This window comes from Microcoleus sp. CAWBG640 (assembly GCF_020883015.1).
Lineage (GTDB): Bacteria > Cyanobacteriota > Cyanobacteriia > Cyanobacteriales > Microcoleaceae > Microcoleus > Microcoleus anatoxicus.
Window position 1 is genome coordinate 38,356 of record NZ_JAHRFC010000046.1, and the last position, 6,297, is coordinate 44,652.

Sequence of the window (6,297 nt, forward strand, 5' to 3'; positions counted from 1 at the left end):
TTTATTGCTTTAAATAAATATTTAAAGCGTCACTTACAACCTCCCACATCTTCTTTTTTTCATCCAAAGCTCGCTGCTTAACTCTAATTAACAAGTCGCCCGCTATCTTTACAGTCATAAGAGTTGATTGCATAGTGTGTCGCCTGCAATAAATAAATACTTAAATAATTATTGCGCATTAGCCCGCGGAATGGCAACCACAAAAATCTTCGACGCAATTCGCTCGTCGAGTGTTTTTACCTTTAAACTCGACGAACGATTTTTCGGACAAAAACCTTCCCAAAAAAGGGCGATCGCTCCTAAGCTGAAAACAGCTAATCAGTACAGGCGACAACGATGATTTCACCGGCGAGGCTTTTCCCAGGATACGAGTTTAATGAATCGACAGGGAGGATAACGATTCCGATCGCCACATTGGGACTGACACCAACCGAGGCGAATGCGACGACGGGTAACGCAATGGAACTTGTTCGACAAACCCTCGACAAAATGGCGATTTTTGTCGCGCGTTTGGAACCCGTCGCCCAACCAACACGAAGCGTAATCGGAAAACCCGATCCAACGATCGCAATTGGATCAGATCTGCCACCGGGAACATTGCGACAGACTTACACGGTGAGCTTTGATTTGCAGCCAATCGTGCTGGAATTGGTACCTGAACCAACCCCGCCTACCATCTAAACACGATCGACTTTTCACACCAAAATACTAGAGCAACCAACAACCATGAAAATTTCACCCGTGCAACTTTTTCCAGGATACACATTTGAATCTGGCGAAATTAGAATCCCGATCGCAACACTAAGTGGTCTAACAGCAGCCGAAGCCAATGCGACAACAGGGAACGCAATGGAGATTTTTCGACAGCTAGTAGAGCACTTGCAAAACCAAGTAACAAGCCTCGCGCCGACAGCTCGACCAACAAAAGCCACCATCACAAAACAAAATCTTTCGATCGCCTCTGGTGTCAACGTAACACCAGGAACCCTGCGACAAGCTTACACTCTCACCTTTGATTTGCAGCCCACAGCCTTGGAACTGGCTGCGGAGCCTAATCTGTAAAAACCTATAAAATAAAATGGCAAAACCAGAAGGAATTACTTTCAGGGGGGATAATTACCTCCCCGATTGGGGAAATACCCCAGTCAATTACTCGTATACTTTCAAAATACCAGACGGACTGAGTACCGCAAATATAGACACGATCATTGATACCGTTGGTGGCGAACCAGCGGGAACAAAAGGCATTCCTTGCGACGACGAAGAAGGATATGCGTGGACACCTAGAAAACTAAAATTTTGGTTTTCCAGCGGCAAAACCGTTTCAGTACCAGCACCCAATAAAACACAACTGGTAACTCAGGCGACGACAATAGCACTTCTTCTGTCAAGTATTCAACGGGTAGTCTGTGTTTCTTTAGAGGGAGAGACTTGGAGAAATATGATAGACCTACTAGATCCAAACACAGTCCTGTTACCGCCAACACCGCTCCCAATTGCCGACACGCCTCCCGGACAAAAGGAACCCAGTTATGTAGGTTCAATGAACTACGAAACCGACGGGTCGCGAGAATTCTCCAAGGCTTTCAAAATGGCAACCAACTTACCCGGCAATGTGCCCTACGCAGAGTATGCGACTGCGATCAACAACTGCCTCCTGTCAGGGGGACCGCTCAACACATCGCAAACTAGGTGTCCAGGCTTTAGGCAACTAACATTTGACCATCGACGTTTTCGAGTCGTAATGTTACAAAACCGTCGAGTTGTCTCCACAAACAGCGCGAACGAAGTTGTAAGCTCTACAACTTCTGCGAAATCGGAATTACTTGTGCCTATGAGCAGTAGAGTACCCGCCGATATTAGGACTTGTGCGCTAGCATTGCGAGCTGTCCCCCACACAATGTGCTTGGGGTACAGGGGGGAGTGGGATAAGCGATTCGCTTCCAAAAACCCAGGCGTTCTTCCGTAACACGTCATCATGCTTTGGCGCAGCAATTACACGTCAGATTCTGGCAAAACGTTTTACTACGTGTCTCTGTACGCAGGGTCTGACTGGCTGCCGGAAATATACCAAGCTTTGGCAACCAAAGGCAAGGGATTTTGTGACTTACCAGCCTCGATAAACCCTCGCTACGCTCTTATCACAACAGAAGATGGGAATACCGCAAAAATAGAGTATCCCTTTGCACCGGGGACAGCGGAATGGTTCCTGTTCTGGCAACAAATCGAAGGCAATCCGCTAATAATTACCAGTAAAGGGATTGGAGAAACAGTAAAAAGAGGAACACAATGATGCGATACATTGCGATAAAAACCGAAGTAAACAGTGACGGAAGTATCACTATTTCCGGGATGCACAAAATCACCCACGGATCTTCCGGGGTGTCGGCAGAATGGATAGATGTTAAAATTGCAAAAACCAACACTATCGAGCCGTCGAAATGTGATTTTATCTCGTTCGACGACAAAGAAAGCGCGACAGAAGTCTTACTTGAAGCAGACTTAGACTCCGATAATATTGTCGTCGTCGGAGTCGAAGTTGACTAGCGCGGAAAGAATAAAAACCCTCAAAACTATCCGAGGTAAAGACTTGAAAATTCGATACACTCAGGATAGTTTCGAGGACACCGTTATCAGCCAACGTCAATTTTACGACGAAAACGGTGTTGCAATAGCGCCTGTTACACCCAAACTTTTAGAACGCCAAGTGGTTACTAACAATCCAATAATCGCAAAAGTTGGAACCTTAGAACCTAGATCCGTTTCAGTTTGTTTTGGTTCTAAGGTAAACAAATCTGGCGAAAGTAATTTTAAAGTCTTCATACCTTACCACCCTGGGGATGCAGGCCACAACGAACAGATTCAAGAGGTTCTCAACTATACCTCTTCAAGTCAATCAGTAGAACCAAAATCGCCATTGAGGCTAACCTACTCCGGCGAAAACAGATAAACAATGGCTAGTTCGACAGTTATCCTTGATACCGTAATTTCTCCAGCCACCCCTACTTACTCCGATTGGTTTTCGGGAGCGGACTTTTTAGTATTTCAGTCAAATACAACTGGAGAGTACACGCTGACTGGAGAGTTTATCGAAGTAGCAATCGCGCTCTTTGCTGAAACAGCACCAGGAATTGAAAGGTTGTGCAAAGATTGGATTGAAACAATCAATACCATAGACTTAATCCAACTGCCAGGAAAATACAGAAACGACTGCTTTCCAATGCGGATACTAATCAACCCGTCCAGCGGTTTTCACGCTCAAATAATTGCAATACAATGTTAAGCAATACGATGTTAAGCAACCCAATAATCGAGTCCTCACAAGGGAGAGTAAAACTAACATATCCCCACTTGCCAGATTTTGAGTTAAAAATGGATTTTAATCCCATTATTGAAAAATTTGGACTTACAGGGTTTTTCTGTTTGTTACACTGGCAAGCCAAGCCTTTTGGTTTAAGACGATGGGGAATTTACGATGCTGGCATTGACCAATACTTTGCAACAACCTGGGACTGCATTGACGTGAATTGCACCGGATTCCCACTACAAATAGAGGAAATAAAGGTGACGACAGTCCCAACAGCGGTACTTTATTTTAAAAACGCAAGAACCGAACAACGTAACTATCTTTCTATCGTAAAATGCTTGAACCAACTCCCGACAAATTGACGACTTTTCTTTCTTTGACTGCGGGGATTCTAGAGGTTTTAATAGAATTCGACTATATAGACAAAAGAGCTGGAGGATTAGCGCTAGGAATTAGCCTAGTATTTTGGGGTTTTCTCACAAATAATCTGACATTCAAAATCGAAAAAAAATCAAAAAAATTATGATTTACATCTACGCCCTAGAAATTGCAGTTCTCCTAATAAGCCTGATAGGAGGGTTTTCTGTCACCGTAAAATATTTGGTGCGATTTCAGAGAAGGATCGATCGGCTACTAATTTTAACTAGCGTAAGTGCTGAACGAGTGAAAGATTTGGAACAATTCTTGGAAAAAACCACCGACTTTCGGGCAAAGCAAAACTTAGAAGAATCCTCGCTTCCTGAATTCAATACCGATTTTATTTAAAACAAATGCACCGATTATCTTTTTCAATGGACCTAAGCGCCTCAACCTCCCTACTTTGGGGAAGTCTTAAGCTTTTTTACCCAGATGCCAGCGAACCAATCGAATATGTTGCGACCTCTGGCTGCGCGCAGTGGCAGCAACCGGGCGACGAGTGGGTTAGGGGGAAAGGGCCAATTCCGTCGGGCTTTGCTTACAAAATCCCGACCACACCCTACTGGCTAGAGACGAGAGGAATCGAAGGATACTTCTTCCACGTCACACCCGATCCGGTGTCCGAATCTGGAAATACTAGAAGTGAGTTAGGTATCCATTTTGATGCGAATGCGCCGGGAAGCGCGGGGTGTATCGTGCTGAAAAATTTATCGGGATGGGAAAGATTTTGCGATCGCATGGAGGCGATCGCAAAATTAGGAATTAAGTCAATTCCGCTCTCTGTCAAATACAGATAAGTTGACTCAAAGCCTGCTGTGAAGCCGATCGCCTGCTGTGAGCGATCTACTGCTGTGAGTTGATCGCTTGCTGCGGGCGATCGTTAAAAGATCTCAAATGGGTTCTATACAAGTGGGCTCAAATACTAACTCCGACGTAAACAAGCCTTCGCTTATCAAAAAAGCTCTTAGTCCTCGATAGTAATGTAACAGTTGCGTCCTGTTCGCCCAGTTATCACCATTCCCACCAGTAAAAAATTCGCCCGGATAAGGGTCAAGGAAAGTGCCAGTGGTGGAGATAAAACAGTCTAAGAATTCTTTATCCTCACAAAGAATCCCCTTAGTAAAATCCCAATCATTGCCAAACACCAACTCAAAACAGCTCAAAAATGCGGACAGCCTGTCAACCAACTCTTCAGACATAAAGTTATAAAACAATATTTAGATTCCTCCTATTCCTAACACACCACTTGCAAACTACTCGGGCAATTGAGATTGATTGATGACATGGCCGTAGTGCTGAAGTATCATTTTGCCATCCCGGTGGCCGGCTATCTGTGCAACTTGTGGCACTGATAAGCCACTTTCAAGGGCTTGACTTAAAAGAGTGTGTCGCGTAGCGTAGGGCTTCCTATAAGGGATACCCAACGCTGATAACGTAGGTTTCCAGCATTGAGTACGGAAATTACCATGATCTATGATTTGCCCCTTGGGACTTTTAAAAATTAGACCGCAAGCATTCTCGGTAATTATTGAACCAAAAAGAGCAAAGACGCGATCGGACATCCTTAACGTCCGAATAGAATCCCTAGTTTTAGGATTCTTTTGGATTTTTTTGTATCCTCCTCTTTCACGAGAAATTGATTGTTTGACAAAAATGAGTCGCTTTTCTAAATCAACATTTTCCCAAGTCAACCCAACAGCCTCACCTGTTCTAACACCAGAAAAAAGCAGAAATTGCACAAACGGCGCGTAAGTTGGATAAAACCGATCAATGTGGCTTAAGATTTTTTGGATTTCCAAATCTGAGAAGGGAGTCTTTTTGCCATCAGATAGTTGTCGCTCTTGTTCGGTCGTTAGGCGAGAGCGGATTTTTTTAAGCGGATTAGCTTTCGCCAAACCTTCATCTATTGCCCACAGCAAGCACGATCGCAACATGGACAGTCTGCGATTAAACGTGCTCGCAGCCAGTTTGCTAACTTGTAGCCACTCAATATTGTCAAGCGGAGGATTCTCCGATTTAACGATCATCGCCCGGACGCAAGCGTAATGGTCGGCTGCGGTTGAAATTGGCAGGTCAAGAGAGGCAACCCAGGCGTCCCAAAGTTCAAGCCAGCAAATTCTGGAACTAGCTTTTTCTGGAAGCGGATTTTGAGCGGCAGATAATTTATGGCGATACCTTTCCAAGGATAGATCGAAATTTCCAGCAAGAATATCGTTTTCAATTTTCGTGGCGATCGCTGCGACCAATTGCCGATCGCGCTTATTGTCCCACTTTCCACCGGGCAAAGGTGAAAAAGAAAATCTAGCGCCCTCGACAGTAAACTGAAGTCGAATCGCTTTCCTATCTTTTGACGGATTAATATTCATTTTGAGTGGATTTTAAGCGCAAACTACGTTAGCGGTAGATCCGACAAATTTATGAAAATCGTAGAATCTTTACTACGAGAGAACGGGACAGACGGGGCTCGAACCCGCAACTTCCGCCGTGACAGGGCGGTGCTCTAACCAATTGAACTACTGTCCCTCGTTTTTGCCTTTCTTTCAGGCACAATTTCTATTATGCTTATAACCGTA

The 6,297-nt window shown here is 44.5% G+C and carries 13 protein-coding genes and 1 tRNA gene; 11 read left to right on the forward strand and 3 right to left on the reverse strand.

The window, feature by feature from the left end; genetic code table 11:
- Positions 1-190: 190 nt before the first annotated feature.
- From AAFP11_RS20560 to AAFP11_RS20610, 11 genes are all read left to right on the forward strand, one after another.
- Positions 191-340, forward strand: a complete 150-nt coding sequence (locus tag AAFP11_RS20560; protein WP_341738737.1) for a hypothetical protein — start codon at positions 191-193, stop codon at positions 338-340.
- The gene (locus tag AAFP11_RS20565) at positions 337-681 is read left to right on the forward strand and encodes a hypothetical protein (RefSeq protein WP_341738738.1); all 345 of its coding nucleotides are present in this window, start codon (positions 337-339) and stop codon (positions 679-681) included. Before AAFP11_RS20560 ends, AAFP11_RS20565 begins: the two co-directional genes overlap by 4 nt.
- 45 nt (positions 682-726) lie before the next feature.
- Positions 727-1,062 (forward strand): hypothetical protein, encoded by a 336-nt coding sequence (locus AAFP11_RS20570; RefSeq protein WP_341738739.1) that lies wholly within the window; start codon positions 727-729, stop codon positions 1,060-1,062.
- Positions 1,063-1,078: 16 nt separating this feature from the next.
- Positions 1,079-1,969: a hypothetical protein gene (locus AAFP11_RS20575; RefSeq protein WP_341738740.1), complete on the forward strand. Its 891-nt coding sequence runs from the start codon at positions 1,079-1,081 to the stop codon at positions 1,967-1,969.
- 9 nt (positions 1,970-1,978) lie between these two features.
- Positions 1,979-2,293 (forward strand): hypothetical protein, encoded by a 315-nt coding sequence (locus AAFP11_RS20580; protein ID WP_341738741.1) that lies wholly within the window; start codon positions 1,979-1,981, stop codon positions 2,291-2,293.
- A complete protein-coding gene (locus AAFP11_RS20585) occupies positions 2,290-2,547 on the forward strand; it encodes a hypothetical protein (RefSeq protein ID WP_341738742.1) in 258 nt (85 codons plus the stop codon). The genes AAFP11_RS20580 and AAFP11_RS20585 overlap by 4 nt, the downstream gene beginning before the upstream one ends.
- Positions 2,540-2,950 carry a hypothetical protein gene (locus AAFP11_RS20590; protein ID WP_341738743.1) on the forward strand — a complete coding sequence of 137 codons (411 nt, stop codon included), beginning with the start codon at positions 2,540-2,542 and terminating at the stop codon, positions 2,948-2,950. The genes AAFP11_RS20585 and AAFP11_RS20590 overlap by 8 nt, the downstream gene beginning before the upstream one ends.
- Positions 2,951-2,953: 3 nt before the next feature.
- Positions 2,954-3,283, forward strand: a complete 330-nt coding sequence (locus AAFP11_RS20595) for a hypothetical protein (protein ID WP_341738744.1) — start codon at positions 2,954-2,956, stop codon at positions 3,281-3,283.
- Between the two features lie 89 nt (positions 3,284-3,372).
- The gene (locus AAFP11_RS20600; RefSeq protein ID WP_341738745.1) at positions 3,373-3,669 is read left to right on the forward strand and encodes a hypothetical protein; all 297 of its coding nucleotides are present in this window, start codon (positions 3,373-3,375) and stop codon (positions 3,667-3,669) included.
- Positions 3,670-3,829: 160 nt separating this feature from the next.
- Entirely contained in the window at positions 3,830-4,072 is a 243-nt protein-coding gene (locus tag AAFP11_RS20605; RefSeq protein WP_341738746.1) for a hypothetical protein, read from the forward strand.
- A gap of 26 nt (positions 4,073-4,098) precedes the next feature.
- Positions 4,099-4,521 (forward strand): L,D-transpeptidase, encoded by a 423-nt coding sequence (locus AAFP11_RS20610; protein ID WP_341738747.1) that lies wholly within the window; start codon positions 4,099-4,101, stop codon positions 4,519-4,521.
- Positions 4,522-4,614: 93 nt separating this feature from the next.
- Here AAFP11_RS20610 and AAFP11_RS20615 read toward each other — a convergent pair whose 3' ends face one another.
- From AAFP11_RS20615 to AAFP11_RS20625, 3 genes are all read right to left on the reverse strand, one after another.
- Complete coding sequence (locus AAFP11_RS20615; RefSeq protein ID WP_341738748.1) at positions 4,615-4,923, reverse strand: hypothetical protein; 309 nt, start codon at positions 4,921-4,923, stop codon at positions 4,615-4,617.
- A 54-nt stretch (positions 4,924-4,977) separates the two neighbouring features.
- Positions 4,978-6,090 (reverse strand): site-specific integrase, encoded by a 1,113-nt coding sequence (locus tag AAFP11_RS20620; RefSeq protein ID WP_341738749.1) that lies wholly within the window; start codon positions 6,088-6,090, stop codon positions 4,978-4,980.
- 83 nt (positions 6,091-6,173) lie between these two features.
- Positions 6,174-6,247 (reverse strand) — tRNA-Asp (locus AAFP11_RS20625).
- Positions 6,248-6,297: the final 50 nt, after the last annotated feature.